Source organism: Thiemannella venezuelensis (genome assembly GCF_014203605.1).
In the GTDB taxonomy this organism is placed as follows: domain Bacteria; phylum Actinomycetota; class Actinomycetes; order Streptosporangiales; family Streptosporangiaceae; genus Planomonospora_A; species Planomonospora_A venezuelensis.
The window spans coordinates 49,793-71,314 of record NZ_JACHJJ010000007.1; the positions used below are offsets into that span (position 1 = coordinate 49,793).

Sequence of the window (21,522 nt, forward strand, 5' to 3'; positions counted from 1 at the left end):
GGGAGTCGCGGATGTCAGGATCGGACCGCCGCCAGCGGGATCAGGACCGGCTTGACCTGGTCCCGCTCCGGTTCGAAGGCGATCGACGGGTCCGGGGTACCGGGCGCGTTGACGAAGGAGACGAAGCGCCGCATCCGGTCGGGGTCCTCCAGGACCGCCCGCCACTCGTCGGCGTACCCGGCAACGTGCCGCTCCATCTGCGCGTCCAGCTCGGCGCAGATGCCCAGCGAGTCCTCCAGCACGACCTCCTTGACGTAGTCGAGGCCCTGGTTCTCCAGCCAGACCGAGGTGCGCTGGAGCCGGTCGGCGGTGCGGATGTAGAACATCAGGAAGCGGTCGATGACCCGGATCAGCTCGTCGGTGGTCAGGTCGGAGGCGAACAGGTCGGCGTGCCGGGGGGTGAATCCGCCGTTGCCGCCGACGTAGAGGTTCCAGCCCTGCTCCGTGGCGATGATCCCGAAGTCCTTTCCGCGGGCCTCGGCGCACTCGCGGGCGCAGCCGGAGACCGCCGACTTCAGCTTGTGCGGCGAGCGCAGGCCCCGGTAGCGCAGCTCCAGCGCGATCGCCAGGCCCACCGAGTCCTGCACGCCGTACCGGCACCAGGTCGAGCCGACGCAGGACTTGACCGTGCGCAGCGCCTTGCCGTACGCGTGGCCCGACTCGAAGCCGGCGTCGACCAGGCGCTTCCAGATCAGCGGGAGCTGCTCCACGCGCGCCCCGAACAGGTCGATCCGCTGCCCTCCGGTGATCTTCGTGTAGAGGCCGAAGTCGCGGGCTACCTCGCCGATCACGATGAGCTTGTCGGGGGTGATCTCCCCGCCGGGGATGCGCGGGACGACCGAGTAGGTGCCGTTGCGCTGGATGTTGGCCAGGTAGCGGTCGTTGGTGTCCTGCAGCGCGCCCTGCTCGCCGTCGAGGATGTGGCCGTTGCCGAGGGAGGCGAGGATCGAGGCGACGACCGGCTTGCAGATGTCGCAGCCGCGCCCGGTGCCGTGCTCGGTGATGAGCTGGGAGAACGTCGTGATCCCGCGCACCCGGACGATGTCGAACAGCTCCGCCCTGCTGTAGGTGAAGTGCTCGCACAGGGCCTTGGAGACCTCGACGCCGGACTTGACGAGGATCTGCTTGAGCATCGGGATGCAGCTGCCGCAGGTGGTGCCCGCGCGGGTGCACGCCTTGATCTCCGCGACGTCGGTGAGGCCCTTCTCCGCGATCGCCGTGCAGACCTGGCCGTGGGTGACGTTGTTGCAGGAGCAGACCTGCGCGTCGTCGGGCAGGTCCATGTTCGCCGGGCCGCCGGTGAACAGCAGCTCGCTGGGAGAGCCCGGCAGCTCCCGGCCGACGAAGGGCTTCAGGGTGTTGTACGGCGTGGCGTCGCCGACGCAGATCCCGCCGAGCAGGGTGCGGGCGTCGTCGCTGACGAACAGCTTCTGGTACACCCCGGTCACCGGGTCCATGAACGTCACGTCGAGCGCGCCGTCCATCGCGCCGAACTGGGCGACCTCCACGCCCAGCAGCTTGAGCTTGGTGGACATGTCCGCGGGGGTGAAGGCCGCCTCGCCGCCGAGGATGCGGTCGGCGGCGACCTCGGCCATGGTGAAGCACGGCCCGACGAGACCGTAGACCATGCCCTCGTGCAGCGCGCACTCGCCGACGGCGTAGATCGCCGGGTCGCTGGTGCGCATGCCGTCGTCGACCACGATGCCGCCGCGCTCGCCGACCGCCAGCCCGCTCGACCTGGCCAGTTCGTCACGGGGCCGCACGCCCGCCGAGAAGACCACGACCTGCGCCTCGATCGTCTCCCCGTCCGGCTTGACCAGCCCGGTCACCCTGCCGTCCGGCCCGGCGGCGATCTCCTTGACCCCGGCGCCCGTGTGCACGCCCAGGCCCAGCCCCTCGATGTGGCCGCGCAGCACGGCCCCGCCGCCCTCGTCGACCTGGCGGGGCATGAGCCAGCCGCCCATCTCCACGACGTGCGTCCGGAGACCCAGCCCCCGCAGCGCGTCGGCCGCCTCCAGGCCGAGCAGCCCGCCGCCGATCACCACGCCGGCGGCGGCGCCCTGCGACGCCTCCCTGATCGCGTCCAGGTCGTCGATCGTCCGGTAGACGAAGCAGCCCTCCAGCTCCCGGCCGGGCACCGGCGGCACGAACGGGCTCGACCCGGTGGCCAGCACGAGCACGTCGTACGGCTCGGCGCGCCCGTCGGCGGTCGTCACGACCTTCGACTCCCGGTCGATCCCGGTGACCCGGGCGCCCAGCCGGAGCGTGATGCCCTCCGGGACCGGATAGCTGAGGTCCTCGGCGCTCTTGCCGGTCAGATAGGAGGTGAGCGCCACCCGGTCGTAGGCGGCCCTGGGCTCCTCCCCCAGCACCGTGATCCGCCCGCCGAACCCCCGGTCCAGCAGCGTCTCGATCAGCCGGTACGCCGTGGGCCCGTGCCCCACCACGACCAATCGCGTCATGTCCGCGCTCTCCTCACCGCGATCCATGGTCGCGCTCGTCTCCTCATTCGCTCCGCTCACTGCGGCGGCTCCCCGCTCCGTCACGCCGAGACCCCTTCCTGCTCGCACAGCCAGCCGACGATGCCCTCGACCGCGTCGCGGCAGCCGCCGCAGCCGGTCGTGGCCCGGGTGGCGGCGGCCACGGCCTCCACGTCGCGGGCGCCCGACTCCCAGCAGGCCCGGATCTGCCCCTTGGTCACGTTGTTGCACTGGCAGACCTTGGCCGCGTCCGGCATGCGGACCGGGCTGTCGGCGACCGCCGCTCCGGCCAGCCCCGGGAACAGCAGGCCCGCCCGGTCGCCGGGAAGCGGACCGCCCCGGTCGAACAGCTGGGTGAGCGTGCCCACCGCCGCCGTCTCGCCGAGCAGGATCGCGCCGACCAGGCGGCCGTCGCGGATGACGAGCTTGCGGTAGGTCCCGCGGGCCCGGTGGCTGAAGCGCACCACCTCGGCAGAGGTGTCCGATGCCTCGTCCACGTGGGTCTCGCCCATCGCGGCCAGCTCCACGCTCTTGGCCTTCAGCCGGGTCACCAGCCGCGACCCGCGGTAGCGGGCGCCCTTGTCGGCCCCGGTCACCAGGTCGGCGACCACCGCGGCCTGCTCCCAGGCCGGGGCGACCAGCCCGTAGACGCTTCCCGCGTGCTCGGCGCACTCGCCGATCGCGTGGATCGCCGGGTCGCTGGTGCGCAGCTCGTCGTCGACGACGACCCCGCGCGCCACCTCCAGCCCCGCGGCCGCGGCCAGGCCGGTCACCGGCCGCACCCCGCAGGCGAGCACCACCAGGTCGGCCTCGACGGTCTCGCCGTCCGCCAGCCGTACGCCGCCGCCGAGGATCTCCTCGACCACGACGCCGGTCCGCGTGACCACGCCCAGCCCCGCCAGGGTCTCCCCCAGCACCAGCCCGGCCTCGGCGTCCAGCTGGCGTTCCATCAGGTGCCCGGCCAGGTGCAGCAGGGTCACCGGGAGCCCGCGCCCGGCCAGCCCCCGGGCCGCCTCGATGCCGAGCAGCCCGCCGCCGACCACCACCGCCCGCCGCGCCTCGGAGGCCGCGGCCAGGATCTCCTGGCAGTCGTCCAGCGTCCGGAAGGCGACGGCCCGCTCCGCGCCCGCCACCGGCGGCACGACGGCCTCGCTCCCGGTGGCCAGCACGAGCACGTCGTACGGCTCTGCGTGCCCGTCGGCGGTCGTCACGACCTTCGCCTCCGGGTCGATCGCCGCCACCTCGACGCCCAGGCGGGCCGTCACGTCGTGGTCGGCGTACCAGGCGGGATCCAGCAGCCGCACCTGGTCGGGGACCATGGTCCCGGCCACCACGTTCGACAGCAGCACCCGGTTGTACGGCTGCCAGCTCTCGGCACCGAAGACCGTCACCTGCACGTCCTTGTCGCGAGCGCGTACCTCGCTCACCAGGCGGGCACCCGCCATCCCGTTGCCCACCACCACCAGCCTGGTCATCCGACACGCTCCAGTCTCACGGCGCACACTTTGAACTCCGGCATCCGCGACACCGGGTCGAGCTCGGGGTTGGTCAGCAGGTTCGCTCCGGCCCAGTGGAACGGCATGAACACGGTGTCCGCCCGGATCGCCGGGTTGACCCGGGCCACGCCCTCGGCCTCACCGCGGCGGCTGACCACGCGCACGGTCCGGCCGTGCTCCACGCCGAGCCGCTCGGCCAGATCCGGGTGGAGCTCCACGAACGTCTCGGCGACCACCGCGTTGAGCGCGGCGATCCTGCGGGTCTGGGCCCCGCTCTGGTAGTGGGCCAGAACCCGGCCGGTCGTCAGGTACAGCGGGTACGCCTCGTCGACGTCCTCGCCCGGCGGCCGGTGCTCGACGGGTGTGAACCGGGCGCGGCCGTCGGGAGTGGCGAAGCGGTCCAGGAAGGGCCGGGGCGTGCCGGGGTGACCGGGGTCCGGGCAGGGCCAGAAGACCCCGGTCTCGGCGGCGATCCGCTCGTAGGTGATGCCCGCGTAGTCGGCGATGCCCCCGGCGCTCGCCCGGCGGAGCTCGTCGAAGGCCTCGCGCGGCTCCACCGGGAACGCCCGGGCGGCCTCCTCCGGCGTCGTCCACGCCGGGCGGGCGCCGGGGAGGTGCTCCGCCGGGGCGCCCAGCCGTACGGCCAGCGCCTGGATGATCTCCAGGTCGCTGCGCACCCCGGGCGGCGGGGCCAGGGCGCGGCGGCGGAGCAGGACCCGGCCCTCCAGGTTGGTCATCGTGCCGCCCTCCTCGGCCCACTGGGTGGTGGGGAGCACGACGTCGGCCATGGCCGCGGTCTCCGACAGCACGAGGTCGGAGACGACCAGCAGGTCCAGCGCGCCCAGCCGCTCCGTCACGTGCCCCGCCCGGGGCGCGGAGACCACCGGGTTGGAGCCGAACAGCAGCAGCGCGTGCGGGCCGGCCGGGGTGCCGAGGGCGTCGAGCAGTTCGTAGGCCGAGCGGCCGGGACCCGGGATGTCGTCCGGGTCGATCCCCCAGACCCCCGCGACGTGCTCGCGGGCGGCGGGATCGTCGATCTTCCGGTAGCCCGGGAGCTGGTCGGCCTTCTGCCCGTGCTCACGCCCGCCCTGGCCGTTGCCCTGGCCGGTCACGCACCCGTACCCGGACCCGGGGCGGCCGGGCAGGCCGAGCGCGAGCGCCAGGTTGATGAAGGCGGTCACCGTGTCCGTGCCCTTGGCGTGCTGCTCGGCGCCGCGCCCGGTGAGCACCGCGGCCCGGCGGGCCCCGCCGAGGGCCGCCGCGGCCCGGCGCATCAGGGAGACCGGCACTCCGGTGATCCGCTCCACCCGCTCCGGCCACCAGGCCGCGACCGAGGTGCGGACCGCGTCGAAGCCGTTCGTCCGGCCGGCCACGTAGTCCTCGTCGACGTGGCCCTCGGTGATCACCAGGTGGAGCAGGCCGAGCGCGAGCGCCAGGTCGGTACCGGGCGTGGGCTGCAGGTGGAGGTCGGCCTGGCGGGCGGTGGCGGTGGCCCGGGGGTCGATGACGATCAGCTGCCCGCCGTTCTCGCGCATCGCGGCCAGGTGGCGGACGAACGGCGGCATGGTCTCGGCCACGTTGCCGCCCGCGAGCAGCACCGCGTCCGCACCGGCCAGGTCGGTGATCGGGAAGGGCAGGCCGCGGTCCATGCCGAAGGCCCGGTTGCTCGCCGCGGCCGCCGACGACATGCAGAACCGGCCGTTGTAGTCGATCTGGCTGGTCCGCAGCACCGTCCGGGCGAACTTGCCGAGCAGGTAGGCCTTCTCGTTGGTGAGTCCGCCCCCGCCGAACACGGCCACGCCGTCGGGGCCGTGTTCGGCCTGCACCGCGCGGATCCGGTCGGTGATGAAGTCCAGCGCCTCATCCCAGCCGACCGGCTCGCCGTGCAGGAGCGGGGTGGTGAGCCGCTGCCCACCGGTGAGCAGCTCTCCGGCGGTCCACCCCTTCTGACAGAGACCTCCGGCGTTGGCCGGGATGTCCTGCCGAGGGGTGATCGTCACCGTCTCGTCCGGACCGTGCTCGGGCGCCTCCACGGCGATGTTCATGCCGCACTGCAGTGCGCAGTACGGGCAGTGGGTCGCCGTCGGGGCCTTCACAGGCGCCAGGACGGGAAGTGAGAGCGGCATGCGTCCGATAGTGCTTTCGAGCGGTTTCACCGCTGGGTCCCTTCTGTTACCGCTGTGCTACAAGCCGCCAACCGGGTTCACATTCGCGGTCCGCCACCGGTGAGCCGGCGGGCCGTCCGGGCGCGGGCGGGCCGCTCAGACGCGCGCGTAGGCCAGGCTCGGCACCCGGCCGGTGGTCCGCAGGTAGCAGGCCCAGGTCAGCACCGCGCACAGCCCGTAGAAGGCGGCGAAGGAGGCCAGCGCGGCGCCCGCGCCCCCGGTGGCGGCGATGGAGCTGCCGAAGCCGCGGTTGATGAAGAAGCCGCCGAACCCGCCGATCGCGGCGATGATCCCGACCGCGGCGGAGGCGTCCCGCTTGCCCACCGCGAGAGCCGCCTCGTAGGCGGGCGTGCCGGAGGCGATCCCGGCGGTGGCCTTGGCCCGGAAGATCGCCGGGATCATCCGGTAGGTGGAGCCGTTGCCGATGCCGGTGGTCCCGATCAGCAGCATGTACGCGGCGAAGAACAGGGCGAAGCTGTGCTGGGCCAGTCCCTGCCAGACCAGCGCCAGCGCGGCGGCCATCACGCCGAAGTTGACCAGCGTCACCCGCGCCCCACCGATCCGGTCGGCGAGCCAGCCGCCGGCCGGGCGGATCAGCGAGCCGACGAGCGGGCCGAGGAAGGCCAGCGTGATCAGGGACGCCTGCTCGGGGAACTGGCTCTTGATGAGCAGCGGGAAGGCGGTGGAGTAGCCGATGAAGGAGCCGAAGGTGCCGATGTAGAGGACCGCCATGATCCAGGTCTGGGCCCGCCCGGCGATCTTCAGCTGCTCCCGGGGGTTGGCCCTGGCCACGGTCAGGTTGTCCATGAAGAGGTAGGCGCCGACGGCGGCGGCCAGGATGAACGGGATCCAGAACAGCCCGGCGGCGGCCAGCCCGAACCCGCCGATGACCAGCGGCATGAGCAGCTGCACCGAGCTGACCCCGATGTTGCCGCCCGCGGCGTTGAGCCCGAGCGCCGCCCCCTGCTTGGACTGCGGGTAGAAGTAGGTGATGTTGGCCATGCTGGAGGCGAAGTTCCCGCCGCCCACGCCCGCGGTGGCCGCGATCACCAGGAACACCCAGTACGGCGTGGCGGGGTCGCCGACCGCGACCGCCAGCAGCACCGCCGGGATGAGCAGCATCAGGGCGCTGAACACGGTGAAGTTCCGGCCGCCGAACGTGCCCGGGCCGAACGTGTAGGGGATGCGCAGGGCCGAGCCGATCAGGTTGGGCAGGGACACGATCCAGAAGAGCTGGTCGGTGGAGAACCTGTAGTCGCCCAGCTTGACCGTCACGATGCTCCAGACCGTCCAGAGCGTGAACCCGAGGTGCTCGGCGAAGATCGAGAAGATCAGGTTCCGCCGGGCGACCTTCTTCCCGCCGCTCTCCCAGAAGGCGGGGTCGTCGGGCCGCCACTCGCTGATCCAGCGCTTCGCCATGGTTCCTCCTGCTGCGGTCTCGGGGGATCGGTCCCGAAATCTAGGAGGAAGGGATTACGCACGTTCACTCAATGTGATGGTGCGGGGTTACGTGCACCTAACCGCTGTAATGCGCAATGCATACGCCGCACGCCCGCAACATGCCGGAAACATGACCGGAAACCCAGGCCGGATTGAACACGGCCGACAATGGGAATCATCCGCACGCCGTTTCGTCACCTCGGGGAGTGCGCGTGACCGTTCAGCCGATCCGCCTGTTCGGCGACCCCTCGCTACGGACCGTAGCCGAGCCCGTGACCACCTTCGACCGCGAGCTGCGCGGCCTGGTCAAATCCCTGACCGCCACCATGCGCGCCGGTGCGGGCCGCGCGGGCCTGGCGGCCCCGCAGATCGGCGTCCCGCTCCGGGTCGTCGTCTACGAGTTCGACGGCCGCTCAGGCCACCTGGTCAACCCCCGCCTGGAGCTGTCCGAGCGGAAGATCACAGCCGACGAGGCCTGCCTGTCCGCCCCCGGTCTGTGGTGGCCGCTGGAGCGTTCCTACCTGGTCACCGCGCGCGGCCGCGACATGTTCGGCAAGCCCGTCACCGTGCGCGCCCTCGGTGTGCTGGCCCGGGTCCTGCAGCACGAGGCCGACCACCTCGACGGCGTGCTGCTCGCCGACCGCCTGTCCGAGGAGGAGCGCGCCCGGTTCCTGCAGGCCGCCTCCTCCTGAGCGGCGGCCTCTCCGCGCGGGCGGTACGGGAGCCGGGCGGCCGCCGTACCGGCTGTCCGGGACGGCGCGACCGGCCGGGGCCGGTCGCGGTCCGGCCGGGCTACAGCCCGACGCCGAGCAGGGCGTCGGTGACGTCCCTGACGAGGGCGGGCGCCTGCGGGTCGGTGCCGCCCTCCGACAGCGCCCGTTCGGCCCAGCCGTCGACGGCGGCCAGGGCGCCGGGAGCGTCCAGGTCCTCGGCCATCCGGGCGCGGACCTCCCGCAGCAGGCCGTCCGCTCCGGGACCGGTCTCCAGCCCGACCGCCGAGCGCCAGCGCGCCAGCCGCACCTCTGCGGAGGCCAGCTGGTCGGCGGTCCACTCCCAGTCGGCGCGGTAGTGGTGCGCGAGCAGGGCCAGCCGGACGGCCATCGGGTCGGTCTCCTTGCGGAGCCGGGAGACGAAGACCAGGTTGCCCTTGGACTTGGACATCTTCTCGCCGTCGAGGGCGACCATGCCGGCGTGGACGTAGGCCTTGGCGAAGGGCCACTCGCCGGTGGCGACGTGGCCCTCGTGGGCACCGCACTCGTGGTGCGGGAAGATCAGGTCGGAGCCGCCGCCCGCGACGTCGAACCCGCTGCCGAGGTTGGCCAGGGCGATCGCGGTGCACTCGATGTGCCAGCCGGGCCTGCCCGGCCCGAACGGTGAGGGCCAGGACGGCTCGCCCGGACGCTCGGCGCGCCAGAGCAGCCAGTCGAGCGGGCTCTTCTTGCCCTCGCGGCCGGGGTCGCCGCCGCGCTCGCCGAACAGGGAGAGCATCTGCTCCTCGGGGTAGCCGGAGACCGCGCCGAACTTGGGGGCCGCGGCGACGTCGAAGTAGACGTCGCCGCCGAGCTCGTAGGTGGCCCCCTTGTCGCGCAGGCGCTCGATCAGCTCGGCGACCTGGCCGATCACCTCGGTGACGCCGACGTACTCGCGCGGCGGGAGGATCCGCAGCGCCTCCATGTCGGTCCGGAAGAGCTCGATCTCGCGCTCGGCGAGTTCCCGCCAGTCCTGGCCGGTCTGCTCGGCCCGCTCCAGCAGCGGATCGTCGACGTCGGTGGCGTTCTGGGTGAAGTGCACCTCGTGCCCGGCGTCCTGCCAGACGCGGCCGACCAGGTCGAAGGCGAGGTAGGTGTTGGCGTGCCCCAGGTGGGTGGCGTCGTAGGGGGTGATGCCGCAGACGTACATCCGCGCGGTGGGGCCGGGCCGGGTGGGGACGACCTCTCTCGCGGCGGTGTCGAACAGCCTCAGCGGAACACCAACACCGGGAAGCCGAGGGACCTTCGGCGCAGACCACGATCTCATGCAGTGAGCCTATCCAGCAGACAGACCGCCCGGATCACCCCGGGGCGGTGGATACACGACACCCAACTGCAACCGCCGGGGCGGTCCCGGTCATTCCGGCAGGACGCGGCGGAAGGACTCCGGATCGCGGGGATCACCGGTGAAGTCGTAGCGCATCCCGCCCGGGGTCAGGGCGAGCAGGGTGACCGAGAGGGAGCCGTAGGTCCTGCCGTCGGGGAGCTCGCGACGGACGATCATCGCCCGCGGATCCTCCGCCGCCAGTCCCGCCCCGGTGGCGAGGAAGGCCCATTCCCGCCAGGGGCCGTCCAGCGTTGCGGGGCGGGCGGCCTTGGCGAACAGGGGGCGGAAGAACGCGACGCGCTCGTTCTCCTCGCCCTGCTCCCAGCCGCTGTTGACAATCATGTGGGTCCCGGCCGGGAGCCGCTCGTGGCGGAGCCCGGTGCCGTCCCAGTGCCACAGGCGTGCCCCGCCCGCCTCGGCCAGCACGAGATGGAAGGGGTCGTACCGGCCCAGGTCGAGGTCGGGCAGGCGCCCTTCCGCCGCGACCAGCAGCGGGAGCTCGCCCCGGGAGCGGCGGCCGGAGGCGGGGGCGAGCACGCCGTGGCCGTTGAGCAGCGCCCCGGCCCGCCCGGCCGCGGGGTCGACCGCCAGCCAGGTCCCGCCCGCCTGGAGGTCGCGCCCGCCGACCAGCCCGGGCCAGTGCTCGGCAGGGGGGAGCCAGGGGCGGCCGGTGAACTCGTCGCGGACTCCGACCAGGATCAGGGGGATCTCGGCGTCCGGCTCGATGCTGACGGCGACCGTGCACATGCCCGGCAGGTTACGCCCCCGCCGCAGGACGCTCGCGGACGGGGGGCCGTCAGATGGGGGGCCGTCAGATGGGGGGCCAGGGGATGGCGGGCCAGTCCTGCGAGGGGCGGGGGTGCACGCCGGTGTCGAGGAGCCGCCGCACGCGGGCCCAGGTCGCCTCGACCTCGGCGAGGGTGACGAGCTCCCGCAGGCGGCGGCCGAGGCGGCCCTGCTCCAGATCGCGCTCCAGGCGGGCCAGGACGTTGACGGCCTCGCGGGGCAGGGGCTTGCCCCGCCACTGCCACAGCACGGTGCGGAGCTTGTCGTCGGTGGCGAAGCAGACGCCGTGGTCCACCCCGTAGACGTGCCCGTCGGCGAGCGGCAGGAGGTGACCGCCCTTGCGGTCGGCGTTGTTGACGACGGCGTCGAACACGGTCATCCGCCGCAGGGCCGGCTGGCGGCCGCGGATCAGGGCCATCAGGTCGGCCTCGGGATCGGTGTCGATCCACAACTGGCACATGCCGGGGCCGAAGGGGCCGTCGCGGTAGACCGTCGGCGGGACGATCCGCCAGCCGGTCGCGGCCGAGACCTCGAAGGCGGCGACCTCGCGGGCGGCCAGGGTGCCGTCGGGGAAGTCCCAGAGCGGCCGCTCGCCCCGGACCGGCTTGTAGACGCAGGCGGCCGCGAGCCCGCCCAGCCGGACCGAGCAGTAGAGGGTCATGTTCGTCGCCTCGACCAGGCGGCCGGCGACCTCGAGATGGCCGTCGCGCAGCAGCCGCAGCGCCGTCTCGTCGTCCAGCCCCCTCGCGGGCGCCGCACTCAGTGTGGGTTCGCTCTCCGCGCTCATCCGCCTCCTCCACCCGGTGAAGCGCTCTTACCCCGGTAACCGTTGAGCCGCACGCAGATATGCCCCTCGGCGTCGAGCGGCTGCCCGCACAGCGGGCAGGGCGGGCGCCCGGCGGCGACGAGGGCCAGCGCGCGCCTGCTGAAAGCCCTGGCCTCGGCCGGGCCGATGCGGACCCGGAGCATCGCCGGCTCGGCGAGGGGCGGCTCGAACTCCTCCTCGTCGGGGACGGCCTCCTGGGCCTCGATCACCACCTGGGAGGCCTCCGAGTCCCAGCCGAGGGTCATCGTGCCGACCCGGAAGTCCTCACTGATCGGCACGTCGAGCGGCGCGGTGTCGGCGGGACCCGCGGGGGCGGCGGGGATCTCGCCGCCGAGCCGCACCACCTCGTCGAGCAGGTCGTCGAGACGGTCCGCGAGGGCGGCGACCTGGAACTTCTCCAGTCCGACGGTGGTCAGGCGGCCCTGCCCGCGCGCCTGCAGGAAGAAGGTCCGCGCACCGGGCTGCCCCACGGCACCGGCGACGAACCTCTCGGGTGGGTCGTAGTCGAACACCGGCATGTCTCCGACCTTACGTGGTCCCGGATCCGCCGCCGACTGCGGCGTCGCTCCCGGTGGTGTTTTCTCCCCCGCCGGCGTTCTCCGAACCTTCGGCAGGCCTCAGTCCGGTCACATCTCCGCCCACGTCGTTGAGCCTGAGGACGAAGGGGCGCATGGGGGTGTAGCGGATGACCGTGAGCGAGGCGGGATCGGCCGCGATCCGCTGGAACTGGTCCAGATGGAGGCCCATGGCGTCGGCGACGAGCGCCTTGATGAGGTCTCCGTGGGTGCAGACGAGGTAGACGGCGCGGGGCCCCAGCCGGTCGTTCCACTCCCGTACGGCCGTCACCGCGCGGTACTGCACCGAGGATAGGGATTCTCCCCCCGGGAACGTCACCGCGCTCGGGTGCGCCTGCACGACCGGCCAGAGCGGGTCCTTGGCGAGCTCGGCGAGCGGGCGGCCGGTCCAGTCGCCGTAGCGGCACTCCCCGAACCGCTCGTCGGTCAGCGGCTGCGCGGCGCGGCCCGCGGCGACCGCGGCCGCGGTCTCCTGGCAGCGCTCCAGCGGGCTGGAGACGATCGCGTCCAGTTCCAGGGGCGCCAGCCGTACGGCGAGCGCCTCGGCCTGGGCCCGGCCGGCCTCGCTGAGGTGCACACCGGGGGTCCAGCCGGCGAGCACCGGACCGGTGAGCGGGGTCAGACCGTGTCTTGCCAGCAACAGCGTCGTCACGGCACCAAGTCTTGCAGCAGTCGCTCCCTCATTTTTAACCACCCTGGCGGTAACCTGGCCTGATCATGGAGCATCGCTATGTCGGCCGGAGCGGCCTGTCGGTGTCCCGCCTCGGGCTGGGGACGATGACCTGGGGCCGGGACACCGGCGCCGAGGAGGCCGCGGCCCAGCTCCGCACCTTCGCCGAGGCCGGCGGCACCCTCATCGACACCGCCGACGTCTACACGGCCGGTGAGGCCGAGCGGCTGCTCGGGCGGCTGATCCGCGACACGGTGCCGCGCTCGGAGCTGGTGCTGTCCACCAAGGCGGTGCTCACCCCGGCCGGGCGGCGCCCGCGCGACGCCTCCAGGAGGCACCTGGTCTCCGCCGTCGACGCCTCCCTGAGCCGCCTCGGGGTCAACGAGGTGGACCTGTGGCAGGTGCACGCCTTCGACCCGGAGGTCCCGCTGGAGGAGACCATGGCCGCGGTGGACGCGATCGTCTCCTCGGGCCGGGCGGCCTACGCCGGGGTCTGCGACTACACCGGCTGGCAGCTCGCCGCGGCGGCCGTCGGCCAGCGGGCCGTGCCCGGCAGGGCACCGATCGTCGCCGCCCAGGTCGAGTACTCCCTGCTCGCCAGGGAGCCCGAGCGCGACCTACTGCCCGCGGCCGAGCACGTCGGCGCCGGGGTCCTGGCCTGGTCGCCGCTGGGCCGGGGGGTGCTCACCGGCAAGTACCGCACGGGCATCCCCGCCGACTCCCGGGCCGCGACCCCGCACTTCGCCGACTTCGTCACGCCGTACCTCGACGAGCGGTGCCGCCGGGTCGTGGAGTCGGTCACGACCGCGGCGGAAGGGCTCGGCGTCTCGCCGCTGGCGGTGGCCCTGTCGTGGATCCGGGACCAGCCCGGCGTGGCCTCCGCCATCGTGGGCGCGCGCACCCACGCCCAGCTGGCGGGGATCCTGGAGACCGAGGACCTGACGCTGCCGGTGGCGATCAGGGAGGCGCTGGACGACGTGTCGGCGGACTGATGGAGACCGGGCCCCGCGGTCGAACGAGAGTCTTTCTCGCGTGTCACTAGTCGATACCGAATCGCAACTTTCCGTGGAAAACCCCGGCCTCCACACAAAACTGTCATTCAGGTGACAGGAGGGGTCGGCCGGGTAGCGGCGAGGTTCCGTCATTGACGCGCGGAGGGGGAAAGGTGCGATCTGCGATCTCGGCCGGGGCGCTGGCGCTGGCGCTGGGCGGGGGGATCCCCATGATCGCGGGAGTGCCCGCAGACTCCGCCCGGCAGCCCGACTGCGGCAGCGGCGGCGGGCTGCTGGGCGGGCTCACCGGCGGGATCTGCCAGGTCGTCGACACCGCCACCGACGTCGTCGACGGGCTGACCGGAGACGCCCTGGACCCGGTGACGGACGGTCTCGACGGCACCGCCGAAACGCTGAACGACACCGCGGGCGGCGGATCGGAGGAGAGACCGGAGCCGAAGGCCACGGCCTCCGCCGGTCCCGGCGCAGCGGAGGGGTCCGGCGGGGAGCCCGCCGAGGAGAAGGGCCTGCTGCCCAAGGTCCTCGGCGACACCTGCCTTCCCCTGGTGGCCTCCGCCTCGTGCGACGACTCCGGGTCCGCTCCCCCGCCGGAGCAGGAGGGGCGGCCGGACTCCTCGTCCGAGTCCGGCTCCACCCGGACCGGCAAGGCGGAGAAGGAAGAGCGGAAGGAGGAGGAGAAGGAGGCGGTCCCGCCGTCCCCCGCCGCCTCCCACCGGCCCGAGCCCCGGACGCACACCACGGAGGTGAGCGATCCGGTGCTCCCCGAGCCTCCCGTGATCGACATCGAGTCGCCCCGGCTGGACCCGCTCCTGCCCGGGCCGCTCATCCAGGAGTTCCAGCAGCGGCTGCCCAGCCGGCAGACCGTCACCCCCACCCGGCGGTCCGACCCGCTGGGGACCATCCTCACCACGGCCCTGCTGGCGGCCGCGATCCTCGCCATCCGCATGATGTACGGCAAGCGGGCCGCCGAGAAGTCCATCCCCTTCGAGCCCCTCAGGGCGGGCCGGCACCGCGTCGCCTGAGACCGGCGCTCCCCTCCCGCGCCGGCGGCGCTCTCCGCGGCACCCGCCGTACCCGGGCGGCCCGCAGGGCCGCCGAGCCGCCGTACGGCCTACGCGCCGATCGCGTGCACGCCGCCGTCGACGTGCACGATCTCCCCGGTGGTGGCCGGGAACCAGTCCGACATGAGCGCGAGGCAGGCCTTGGCCGCGGGCACGGTGTCGGCCAGGTCCCAGCCGAGCGGCGCCTTCTCCGGCCAGCTGTCCTCGAACTCCTTGAAGCCGGGGATGCTCTTGGCCGCCATGGTGCGCAGCGGTCCGGCCGCGACGAGGTTCACCCGGATGCCGTGCGGGCCCAGGTCGCGGGCGAGGTAGCGGGCGCAGGACTCCAGGCCCGCCTTGGCGACGCCCATCCAGTCGTAGACGGGCCAGGCCCTGGTCGCGTCGAAGTCCAGGCCGACGACCGCGCCGCCCTCCTTCATGAGGGGCAGGCAGGCGACCGCCAGCGACTTGAACGAGTAGGTCGAGATGTGGACCGCGGTGGCCACGTCCTCCCACGGGGTGTTCAGGAAGTTGCCGCCCAGGCAGCTCTGCGGGGCGAAGCCGATGGAGTGCACCACGCCGTCGAGGCCGTCGAGGTGCTCGCCGACGCGGTCGGCGAGCGAGTCCAGGTGGTCGGTGTTCTGCACGTCCAGCTCGATCACCGGCGGCGGCTCCGGGAGCCGCCGGGCGATGCGCTCGACCAGGCTGAGCCGGCCGAAACCGGTCAGCACGATCGTGGCGCCCTCCTCCTGGGCCAGCCTGGCCACCGAGAAGGCGATCGAGGCGTCGGTCAGGACGCCGGTGACCAGGAGTCGTTTGCCTTCAAGGATTCCCATGCGTGCCGTCCTCGTGGGTGTGGGGTCGTTTGTTCCGACGGGCAGGGCCTGCCCGTCGCCCGCCCTCCTGCCGGAGGGCGGCGGCCCGCTCCCCGGGGGCGGGGGCGGGGATGCGTTCTCAGTGGCCCATGCCCAGGCCGCCGTCGACGGGGATCACGGCCCCGGTGATGTAGGCGGCGTCCGGGCCCGCGACGAAGGCGACCACCTTGGCGATCTCCTCGGGGGTGGCCTGCCTGCCGAGCGGGATGTTCTTGCGGATCTGCTCCTGGTAGGCCTCGTCCAGCGCGGCCGTCATGTCGGTCTCCACGAAGCCGGGGGCGACGACGTTGACCGTGATGCCGCGCGAGCCCAGCTCGCGGGCGGCCGAGCGGGCGAAGCCGATCATCCCGGCCTTGGAGGCGGCGTAGTTGCTCTGCCCGGCCGAGCCGAGCATCGCCACCACCGAGGAGATGAGCACGATCCGGCCGCGCTTGAGCCGGAGCATGCCGCGGGTCGCCCGCTTGGCCACCCGGTAGGCGCCGGTCAGGTTGGCGTCGATGACGTCGGTGAAGGTCTCCTCCTTCATCATCGGCAGCAGCGTGTCCTTGGTGATGCCGGCGTTGGCCACGAGCACCTCGACCGGGCCGTGCTCGGCCTCGGCCTTCTCGAACGCGGCGTCGACGTCGGCCGTGCTGGTCACGTCGCACCGCACGCCGAACAGCCCCTCGGGGGGCTCTCCGGAGCGGTAGGTCACGGCGACGGCGTCACCGGCCTGGGAGAGTTCGCGGGCGATCGCGAGGCCGATGCCGCGATTGCCGCCGGTTACGAGAACAGAGCGAGCCATGGAGCCGACGCTATCGGCTACCCGGCGGTAGTCCTCTTGTCCGTGAGGGACAAGATCACAGGGTTAGGATCGTCGACATGCGCCAGATCGATCCCGACTTCCTCGCTCTGCCCATGAGGCGGATGGCGGACGCGGCCCTGCAGCGTGCCCGTGACCTCGGTGCCGAGCATGCCGACTTCCGGCTCGAACGCGTCCGCGCGGAGACCCTGCGTCTGTCGGACGCCAAGCTCGAGGGCTCCATCGACGCCGACGACCTCGGCTATGCCGTACGGGTCGTCAAGAACGGCACCTGGGGCTTCGCCGCAGGCATCGAGCTCACCCCGGAGGCCGCGGCGAAGGTGGCCGAGCAGGCGGTCGAGGTGGCCGTCATCTCCGCGGCCGTCAACCGCGAGCCCATCGAGCTGGCCCCCGAGCCGGTCCACTCCGCTGTCACCTGGGTCTCGTCCTACGAGGTCGACCCGTTCGACGTGCCGCTTCCCGAGAAGGTCGCGCTGCTGGCCGACTGGTCGGCCGGGCTGCTGAAGGACCCGCGGGTGGACCACGTCCAGGCCTCGCTGATGCAGGTCAAGGAGCAGAAGTTCTACGCCGACACGGCCGGCACCTCCACCACCCAGCAGCGGGTGCGCCTGCACCCGGTGCTGGAGGTCATGCGGGTCGAGGGCGGACTGTTCGACTCGATGCGCACGATCGCCCCGCCGGTCGGCCGGGGGTACGAGTACCTCACCGGGACCGGCTGGGACTTCCCCGCCGAGCTCGCCTCCCTCCCCGAGCTGCTGGCCGAGAAGCTCAAGGCCCCCTCCGTCGAGGCGGGCGTCTACGACCTGGTCGTCGACCCGTCCAACCTCTGGCTGACGATCCACGAGTCGATCGGGCACGCCACCGAGCTCGACCGCGCCCTCGGCTACGAGGCGGCCTACGCCGGGACCAGCTTCGCCACCTTCGACCAGCTGGGCAGCCTGGTGTACGGCTCGCCGGTGATGAACGTGACCGGCGACCGCACGGTCGAGCACGGCCTGGCCACCGTCGGCTACGACGACGAGGGCGTGGCCACCCGGGAGTTCGACATCGTCTCCGGCGGCATCCTGACCGGCTACCAGCTCGACCGGCGCATGGCCCTGATGAAGGGCCTGGGCGCGTCCAACGGCTGCGCCTTCGCCGACTCCCCCGGTCACATGCCGATCCAGCGCATGGCCAACGTCTCGCTGCAGCCCGCGCCGGACGGCCCCTCGACCGAGAAGCTGATCTCCCGGGTGGAGCGCGGCGTCTACATCGTGGGCGACAAGAGCTGGTCGATCGACATGCAGCGCTACAACTTCCAGTTCACCGGGCAGCGGTTCTACCGCATCGAGGACGGCCGGCTGGCCGGGCAGCTGCGCGACGTCGCCTACCAGGCGACCACGACCGACTTCTGGCGCTCGATGGAGGCCGTCGGCGGCCCGCAGACCTACGTGCTGGGCGGCGCGTTCAACTGCGGCAAGGGCCAGCCCGGCCAGGTCGCCCCGGTCAGCCACGGCTGCCCGTCGGCGCTCTTCCGCGGCGTCCGCGTCCTCAACACCGTGCAGGAGGGCGGGAAGTGAGCGAGCGGGACGACAAGCAGAGCACTCCGGCCAACGCCTCGACGAGGAGCGGTATGACTCCCCAGGAGATGATCGAGAAGGCCCTGGAGCTGTCCACGGCCGACGACACCGTCGTCATCGTGGACGAGGGCTCCAGCGCCAACCTGCGGTTCGCGGGCAACACCCTCACCACCAACGGCGTCGCCCGTTCCTCCCAGCTGACCGTGATCTCGATCGTCGGCCGGGGCGTGGGCGTGGTCTCGCGGGCGGCGGTCCGCCCCGACCAGCTCGCCGACATCGTGGCCGCGGCCGACCACGCCGCCGAGGACGCCCAGCCGTCGGAGGACGCCCGGCCGCTGGTCCCCGGCACCGTCTCCGCCGACTGGGACGTCCCCGCCGAGCCCACCGCGATCGGGGTCTTCGGCTCCTTCGCCCCCGCGCTGGGCGAGGCCTTCGCCGCCGCCGAGGCGGGCGGGCGCAGGCTGTACGGCTTCGCCGAGCACATCGTCACCACGACCTTCGTGGGCACCTCCACCGGAGCCCGGCTCCGGCACACCCAGCCCACCGGCCGCCTGGAGCTGAACGCCAAGTCGCCCGACATGAAGCGCTCGGCCTGGACCGGGGTGGCCACCCGCGACTTCACCGACGTGGACGTGACGGCGCTGGACGCCTCGCTGGCCCGGCGGCTGGAGTGGGCGAAGAACCGGATCGACCTGCCCGCGGGCCGGTACGAGACGCTGCTCCCGCCGAGTGCCGTGGCCGACCTGATGATCTACATGTACTGGACGGCCGGGGCCAGGGACGCCCTGGAGGGCCGCACCGTCTTCTCCAAGCCCGGCGGCGGCACCCGGGTCGGGGAGCGGCTCTCCTCCGTCCCGCTCCGGCTGTACAGCGACCCGGCCGCCGCGGGCATCGCGTCCGCGCCGTTCGTGGTCGCGCACGCCTCCAGCCGGCAGAGCTCGGTCTTCGACAACGGCCTGCCGCTCGCGCCGACCGACTGGATCGCCGACGGCACGCTGGCGCGCCTGGTCCAGACCCGGCACTCGGCCGAGCTGACCGCGCTGCCCGCGACCCCCGCGATCGACAACCTGGTCATGGAAGGGCCGGACGGCGGGAGGTCCCTGGAGGAGATGATCGCCTCGACCGAGCGGGGGCTGCTGCTCACCTGCCTGTGGTACATCCGCGAGGTCGACCCGCAGACCCTGCTGCTCACCGGGCTGACCCGCGACGGCGTCTACCTGGTGGAGAACGGCGAGGTCGTCGGGGAGGTCAACAACTTCCGTTTCAACGAGAGCCCGGTGGACCTGCTCGGCCGCGTCACCGAGGTCGGGGCGGGCGAGCAGACCCTGCCGCGCGAGTGGAACGACTACTTCACCCGCACGGTCATGCCCGCGGTCCGGGTGCCGGACTTCAACATGTCGACGGTCAGCCAGGCGAACTGACGCCCGTGGGCGGGGGCCGTCGCCCGGCGGTCCCCGCTCCCCCGCTCCCCCGCTCCCCCGGTCATCCCCGGCGGAGCGGAATGGTGTGCACCCGTTCCCAGCGCTTGCCGGTCACCACGCGGGCGGTGCCGTCGGCGAGGTCGTAGACGACCGACCAGCGGGTGTGGCCCTGGGCCACCCGCCGGAGCAGTTCCATCCCGTCCCGCCAGGTCCGCGCCCCGGCGAGGCCCGCGTCCAGCTCGCGGTAGCGGTTGTCGGCCGTGCGCGCCGGCTTCCCGGTGCCGGTCATGGTGAAGTTGGTCAGCACGCGGTCCTCGATGACGTTCATCCGGCCCCGGGCGTACTCGACGACGGCGGACCTGCCGGCGGCGTCGGCGATCAGGTAGTGGAGCTGCGGGTCGGAGCCGAAGTCGACGTCGTAGCGGCGCATGATCGCCACGGCCTCGTCCACGGTGGCGGCCCGGTCGAGCATCAGCCGGATGATCCGCACGCTCCCGACGTCGGGCCGGTCGGCCGATCCGGGCGGGACGCCGCCTTCGGGGACCTGCGCCATGCCGACGGCCAGCCCCTTTTCGTTGACCCCGTCGAAGGGCAGGAGCACGGCGTGGGCCATCCGCCGGCGGGTGACCGGGTCGGACAGGTCGGGCGGCGCCGTGCTGCCGAGCGTGTAGAACAGGTCCGCGATGGAGACCGAGGCGTGGCCGCCGGGCGGGTCCGCGTGCACGACCATCGCCGGATGGGGGCCCCAGTCGAAGTTCCGCCCGAACAGGGGCCGGTCTCCCGGCCGGGCCGCGGGCAGCGCGAACAGCGAGCACGCCCAGGCACCGGCCGGGGCGGCGAGTTCCTCCTCGGTGAGCGGCGCCTCGGGGTCGTAGGAGCCGTGGAAGGTCATCTCGTACAGCGGCAGGTCGTCCACCCGGCGCAGGCTCCCGACCGTCCGCCGGATCTCCGCGGCGCTCTGGGTCAGGGGCGGCCCGTGCGGCGCGGCCTGGCTCTGCGCGGGAGCGGGGCTCTGCGCGGGGACGGGGCCCTGGGCCGGTACGGCCTCCGTCCGGGCCGGCGCGGCGTCGCGGGTGACGGGTTCGGAGCAACCGGCGCCCAGCAGCACGGCCACCGCGACCGGCACGGCCCACACCCTCCGGCGGAAACCCTCCATGGGGACCAGTCTGCCGTCCGGCCGCCCCGCCGTACAGATCGGAGGCCACGGCCCCGTCCGGATCAGCCGGTCCGGTCAGCCGTCCTCGAGGCGGAAGCCGACCTTCATGCCGACCTGGAAGTGGCCGATCTCGCCGTCGACGATGTGGCCGCGGACCTCGGTCACCTCGAACCAGTCGAGGTGGCGCAGGGTCTGGGAGGCTCGGCGGATCCCGTTGCGGATGGCCGTCTCGAGGCTCTCACCCGACGTGCCGACTATCTCGGTCACCCGATACGTTCGATCTGTCATGTTCTCTCCTTACCCGGAAGCCAGGAGCGCATGACCGTTCGCGGCCGATCGATCAGAGGTCTACGGTGGAAAGTGTGAAGGGGTGGCACAGAAGTCCGGTGGTTCACCAGGTGACCGACGCCCGGCCCTCGCTGAGCGAGGACATCGGCAGGCGCGAGCGGAACTACCTGATCAAGATGGGGATCCGGCTGCTCTGCCTGGTCCTCGCCTTCACCGTGCCCGCTCCCATGCCCGTGAAGATCCTGCTCTTCGCCGGTGCCGTGTTTTTGCCGTACGTTGCCGTGATCGGAGCCAACGCCCCCCGGCGCGGGGCTCCCGCCGACCCGGGCATGACCGGGAACGGACAGAACGAGATCCCGCTGCACCGACGCGAGATCGGGTCGTGACTAAGTCTTGACGCATCTCAGGGGTTGTAGGTGTACGCTTTAGAAAGTGCCCTGGTCCCCCGTCGGGGCACGTGCCGGCGTTCCGGGCCCCCGTCGGAACGCCGATGAAGCGGCGCCGGGTGGTTTGCCCCCGTAACCACCCGGCGTCGCCCTTTTCTCCAGCCGATCGCGGCGCCTATCGCCCCCGGCCCCTGCCGACGCCCGGCCCACGTGGCCTACGTGTCGCCCAGCGTCTCGGTGGTCGCCCGCTCCCAGTTGCCCGCCATCCTGACCAGCCGCTCCACCGCGTCGGGCGGGGCCGTTCCCGCCCCCTGCGCCAGGCCCAGGAGGTAGGCCGTCAGCGGCGCGGCCGGGCGGGCCACGCCGTGGGCGACGTCCTTGGTCAGGTCGAGCAGCATGTCCCGGTCCACCTTCGCCGGGTCGATGCCGAGCTCCTCGCACACCAGCGCGGTCCACTCCGCCAGCACG

The 21,522-nt window shown here is 72.9% G+C and carries 20 protein-coding genes; 6 read left to right on the forward strand and 14 right to left on the reverse strand.

Annotated features, from left to right (window positions below; genetic code table 11):
- Positions 1-14 precede the first annotated feature (14 nt).
- From nirB to FHS22_RS12725, 4 genes are all read right to left on the reverse strand, one after another.
- Positions 15-2,462: a nitrite reductase large subunit NirB gene (gene nirB, locus FHS22_RS12710; RefSeq protein ID WP_184941344.1), complete on the reverse strand. Its 2,448-nt coding sequence runs from the start codon at positions 2,460-2,462 to the stop codon at positions 15-17.
- An 80-nt stretch (positions 2,463-2,542) separates the two neighbouring features.
- Positions 2,543-3,955, reverse strand: coding sequence for an FAD-dependent oxidoreductase (locus FHS22_RS12715; RefSeq protein ID WP_184941346.1), 1,413 nt, complete (start codon positions 3,953-3,955; stop codon positions 2,543-2,545).
- A complete protein-coding gene (locus FHS22_RS12720; protein ID WP_184941348.1) occupies positions 3,952-6,102 on the reverse strand; it encodes a molybdopterin oxidoreductase family protein in 2,151 nt (716 codons plus the stop codon). The genes FHS22_RS12715 and FHS22_RS12720 overlap by 4 nt, the downstream gene beginning before the upstream one ends.
- Before the next feature lie 135 nt (positions 6,103-6,237).
- Positions 6,238-7,560 (reverse strand): MFS transporter, encoded by a 1,323-nt coding sequence (locus FHS22_RS12725; RefSeq protein WP_184941350.1) that lies wholly within the window; start codon positions 7,558-7,560, stop codon positions 6,238-6,240.
- Between the two features lie 233 nt (positions 7,561-7,793).
- Between FHS22_RS12725 and def the strand changes: the two genes are divergently transcribed.
- The gene (gene def / locus FHS22_RS12730; protein WP_184941351.1) at positions 7,794-8,273 is read left to right on the forward strand and encodes a peptide deformylase; all 480 of its coding nucleotides are present in this window, start codon (positions 7,794-7,796) and stop codon (positions 8,271-8,273) included.
- Positions 8,274-8,373: 100 nt separating this feature from the next.
- Here the strand turns inward: def and mshC are convergent, their stop codons facing one another.
- From mshC to FHS22_RS12755, 5 genes are all read right to left on the reverse strand, one after another.
- Positions 8,374-9,597, reverse strand: coding sequence for a cysteine--1-D-myo-inosityl 2-amino-2-deoxy-alpha-D-glucopyranoside ligase (gene mshC / locus FHS22_RS12735; RefSeq protein ID WP_184941353.1), 1,224 nt, complete (start codon positions 9,595-9,597; stop codon positions 8,374-8,376).
- Between the two features lie 90 nt (positions 9,598-9,687).
- Positions 9,688-10,404: an NRDE family protein gene (locus FHS22_RS12740; protein ID WP_184941355.1), complete on the reverse strand. Its 717-nt coding sequence runs from the start codon at positions 10,402-10,404 to the stop codon at positions 9,688-9,690.
- A gap of 64 nt (positions 10,405-10,468) precedes the next feature.
- Positions 10,469-11,230, reverse strand: coding sequence for an SCO1664 family protein (locus FHS22_RS12745; protein WP_184941357.1), 762 nt, complete (start codon positions 11,228-11,230; stop codon positions 10,469-10,471).
- Positions 11,227-11,787 carry a DUF3090 domain-containing protein gene (locus tag FHS22_RS12750; RefSeq protein ID WP_184941359.1) on the reverse strand — a complete coding sequence of 187 codons (561 nt, stop codon included), beginning with the start codon at positions 11,785-11,787 and terminating at the stop codon, positions 11,227-11,229. Before FHS22_RS12750 ends, FHS22_RS12745 begins: the two co-directional genes overlap by 4 nt.
- Before the next feature lie 10 nt (positions 11,788-11,797).
- On the reverse strand, positions 11,798-12,496 hold the full coding sequence (locus tag FHS22_RS12755; protein WP_184941360.1) for a histidine phosphatase family protein: 699 nt from the start codon (positions 12,494-12,496) through the stop codon (positions 11,798-11,800).
- A gap of 65 nt (positions 12,497-12,561) precedes the next feature.
- Here FHS22_RS12755 and FHS22_RS12760 point away from each other — a divergent pair, with 65 nt between their 5' ends.
- Together FHS22_RS12760 and FHS22_RS12765 are read left to right on the forward strand one after the other, a co-directional pair.
- Positions 12,562-13,506, forward strand: coding sequence for an aldo/keto reductase (locus tag FHS22_RS12760; protein WP_184941362.1), 945 nt, complete (start codon positions 12,562-12,564; stop codon positions 13,504-13,506).
- 173 nt (positions 13,507-13,679) lie between these two features.
- Positions 13,680-14,549 (forward strand): hypothetical protein, encoded by an 870-nt coding sequence (locus FHS22_RS12765; RefSeq protein ID WP_184941364.1) that lies wholly within the window; start codon positions 13,680-13,682, stop codon positions 14,547-14,549.
- 89 nt (positions 14,550-14,638) lie between these two features.
- On the opposite strand, the gene fabI is transcribed toward FHS22_RS12765, so the two are convergent.
- Positions 14,639-15,403 (reverse strand): enoyl-ACP reductase FabI, encoded by a 765-nt coding sequence (gene fabI, locus FHS22_RS12770; protein ID WP_184941366.1) that lies wholly within the window; start codon positions 15,401-15,403, stop codon positions 14,639-14,641.
- Between the two features lie 118 nt (positions 15,404-15,521).
- Positions 15,522-16,226 carry a beta-ketoacyl-ACP reductase gene (locus tag FHS22_RS12775; RefSeq protein WP_184941367.1) on the reverse strand — a complete coding sequence of 235 codons (705 nt, stop codon included), beginning with the start codon at positions 16,224-16,226 and terminating at the stop codon, positions 15,522-15,524.
- A gap of 77 nt (positions 16,227-16,303) precedes the next feature.
- Here FHS22_RS12775 and FHS22_RS12780 point away from each other — a divergent pair, with 77 nt between their 5' ends.
- A complete protein-coding gene (locus FHS22_RS12780; RefSeq protein WP_184941369.1) occupies positions 16,304-17,803 on the forward strand; it encodes a TldD/PmbA family protein in 1,500 nt (499 codons plus the stop codon).
- Between the two features lie 53 nt (positions 17,804-17,856).
- A complete protein-coding gene (locus FHS22_RS12785; protein ID WP_184941677.1) occupies positions 17,857-19,224 on the forward strand; it encodes a metallopeptidase TldD-related protein in 1,368 nt (455 codons plus the stop codon).
- Positions 19,225-19,285: 61 nt separating this feature from the next.
- Here FHS22_RS12785 and FHS22_RS12790 read toward each other — a convergent pair whose 3' ends face one another.
- Both FHS22_RS12790 and FHS22_RS12795 read right to left on the reverse strand, forming a co-directional pair.
- Positions 19,286-20,380 carry a linear amide C-N hydrolase gene (locus FHS22_RS12790; protein WP_184941371.1) on the reverse strand — a complete coding sequence of 365 codons (1,095 nt, stop codon included), beginning with the start codon at positions 20,378-20,380 and terminating at the stop codon, positions 19,286-19,288.
- A gap of 75 nt (positions 20,381-20,455) precedes the next feature.
- A complete protein-coding gene (locus FHS22_RS12795; protein WP_184941372.1) occupies positions 20,456-20,668 on the reverse strand; it encodes a dodecin in 213 nt (70 codons plus the stop codon).
- Positions 20,669-20,766: 98 nt separating this feature from the next.
- On the opposite strand from FHS22_RS12795, the gene FHS22_RS12800 reads away from it, so the two are divergent.
- Positions 20,767-21,054, forward strand: coding sequence for a DUF3099 domain-containing protein (locus FHS22_RS12800; RefSeq protein WP_338047728.1), 288 nt, complete (start codon positions 20,767-20,769; stop codon positions 21,052-21,054).
- A gap of 215 nt (positions 21,055-21,269) precedes the next feature.
- On the opposite strand, the gene FHS22_RS12805 is transcribed toward FHS22_RS12800, so the two are convergent.
- Complete coding sequence (locus tag FHS22_RS12805; protein ID WP_338047741.1) at positions 21,270-21,521, reverse strand: DUF6457 domain-containing protein; 252 nt, start codon at positions 21,519-21,521, stop codon at positions 21,270-21,272.
- Position 21,522 lies beyond the last annotated feature (1 nt).

Coding starts and splice junctions, on each gene's coding strand:
- FHS22_RS12775 (WP_184941367.1), bottom strand. CDS start 16,226: ATGGCTCGCTCTGTTCTCGTAACCGGCGGCAATCGCGGCATCGGCCTC.
- mshC (WP_184941353.1), bottom strand. CDS start 9,597: ATGAGATCGTGGTCTGCGCCGAAGGTCCCTCGGCTTCCCGGTGTTGGT.
- FHS22_RS12795 (WP_184941372.1), bottom strand. CDS start 20,668: ATGACAGATCGAACGTATCGGGTGACCGAGATAGTCGGCACGTCGGGT.
- FHS22_RS12750 (WP_184941359.1), bottom strand. CDS start 11,787: ATGCCGGTGTTCGACTACGACCCACCCGAGAGGTTCGTCGCCGGTGCC.
- FHS22_RS12740 (WP_184941355.1), bottom strand. CDS start 10,404: ATGTGCACGGTCGCCGTCAGCATCGAGCCGGACGCCGAGATCCCCCTG.
- FHS22_RS12785 (WP_184941677.1), top strand. CDS start 17,857: ATGACTCCCCAGGAGATGATCGAGAAGGCCCTGGAGCTGTCCACGGCC.
- FHS22_RS12760 (WP_184941362.1), top strand. CDS start 12,562: ATGGAGCATCGCTATGTCGGCCGGAGCGGCCTGTCGGTGTCCCGCCTC.
- FHS22_RS12780 (WP_184941369.1), top strand. CDS start 16,304: ATGCGCCAGATCGATCCCGACTTCCTCGCTCTGCCCATGAGGCGGATG.
- FHS22_RS12790 (WP_184941371.1), bottom strand. CDS start 20,380: ATGGAGGGTTTCCGCCGGAGGGTGTGGGCCGTGCCGGTCGCGGTGGCC.
- FHS22_RS12720 (WP_184941348.1), bottom strand. CDS start 6,102: ATGCCGCTCTCACTTCCCGTCCTGGCGCCTGTGAAGGCCCCGACGGCG.
- fabI (WP_184941366.1), bottom strand. CDS start 15,403: ATGGGAATCCTTGAAGGCAAACGACTCCTGGTCACCGGCGTCCTGACC.
- nirB (WP_184941344.1), bottom strand. CDS start 2,462: ATGACGCGATTGGTCGTGGTGGGGCACGGGCCCACGGCGTACCGGCTG.
- FHS22_RS12745 (WP_184941357.1), bottom strand. CDS start 11,230: ATGAGCGCGGAGAGCGAACCCACACTGAGTGCGGCGCCCGCGAGGGGG.
- FHS22_RS12725 (WP_184941350.1), bottom strand. CDS start 7,560: ATGGCGAAGCGCTGGATCAGCGAGTGGCGGCCCGACGACCCCGCCTTC.
- FHS22_RS12715 (WP_184941346.1), bottom strand. CDS start 3,955: ATGACCAGGCTGGTGGTGGTGGGCAACGGGATGGCGGGTGCCCGCCTG.